Here is a 1312-nt window from a genome sequence, read left to right as displayed (position 1 = left end):
CGGTGTCGACTTCGACGGGCCTCAGCAGCCTGTCCACGGGCATGAACTCGTTGTCCACGGGCGTGAGCTCGCTGTCGGCCTCGGCTTCGACCAGCATCGGTTCGTTGTCCACGGGTGTGAGCTCGCTGTCCACGGGTGTGAGCTCGCTGTCAGTGTCGGCTTCGACGGGCATCGGTTCGCTGTCCACGGGCATGAACTCGCTGTCGGTGTCGGCTTCGACGGGCATCGGTTCGCTGTCCACGGGCATGAACAGCTTGTCGGCGTCGGCTTCGACGGGCATCAATTCGCTGTCGACCGGTGTGAACTCGCTGTCGACGTCGACTTCGACGGGCCTCAGCAGCCTGTCCACGGGCATGAACTCGTTGTCCACGGGCGTGAGCTCGCTGTCGACGGGCCTGAACTCGCTGTCGGTGTCGACCTCGACGGGCCTGAGCAGCCTGTCCACGGGCATGAACTCGCTGTCGACCTCGGCGTCGACGGGCATCAGCTCGCTGTCGGCTTCGACCTCCACGGGCCTCAGTTCGCTGTCCACGGGCGTGAGCTCGTTGTCGGTGTCGACTTCGACGGGCATCAGCAGCCTGTCCACGGGTGTGAGCTCGCTGTCGACGGGGCTGAACAGCTTGTCGGTGTCGACCTCGACGGGCCTCAGCAGCCTGTCCACGGGCATGAACTCGCTCTCCACGGGCGTGAGCTCGCTCTCCACGGGCGTGAACTCGCTCTCCACGGGCGTGAGCTCGCTCTCCACGGGCGTGAACTCGCTGTCGACGGGCGTGAGCTCGCTGTCGGTGTCGACCTCGACGGGTATTAGCAGCCTGTCCACGGGCATGAACTCGCTGTCGACGGGCGTAAGCTCGCTGTCGACTGGTGTGAGCTCGCTGTCGGCGTCGACCTCGACGGGCCTCAGCAGCCTGTCCACGGGCATGGGTTCGCTGTCCACGGGCATGAACTCGCTGTCGACTTCGGCTTCGACGGGCATCGGTTCGCTGTCCACGGGCATGAACTCGCTGTCGGCGTCGGCTTCGACGGGCATCGGTTCGCTGTCCACGGGCATGGGTTCGCTGTCCACGGGTGTGAGCTCGCTGTCGGTGTCGACCTCCACGGGCCTCAGCAGCCTGTCCACGGGTATGAATAGCCTGTCCACGGGCGTGAGCTCGCTGTCGGCCTCGGCTTCGACCAGCATCGGTTCGTTGTCCACGGGTGTGAGCTCGCTGTCCACGGGTGTGAGCTCGCTGTCGGTGTCGGCTTCGACGGGCATCGGTTCGCTGTCCACGGGCATGAACTCGCTGTCGGTGTCGGCTTCGACGGGCATCGG

General features: G+C 65.7%; 1 pseudogene. It reads right to left on the bottom strand.

Going from position 1 to position 1312, the window contains the following annotated elements:
• Window positions 1-1312 (bottom strand): annotated as a pseudogene (locus tag AWB74_RS46760) (hypothetical protein); the annotation flags it as partial.

The organism is Caballeronia arvi (assembly GCF_001544695.2).
In the GTDB taxonomy this organism is placed as follows: Bacteria; Pseudomonadota; Gammaproteobacteria; order Burkholderiales; family Burkholderiaceae; genus Caballeronia; species Caballeronia arvi.
Note: the sequence above shows the minus strand (reverse complement) of the source record. Positions and strands in the feature narration are given on the sequence as shown.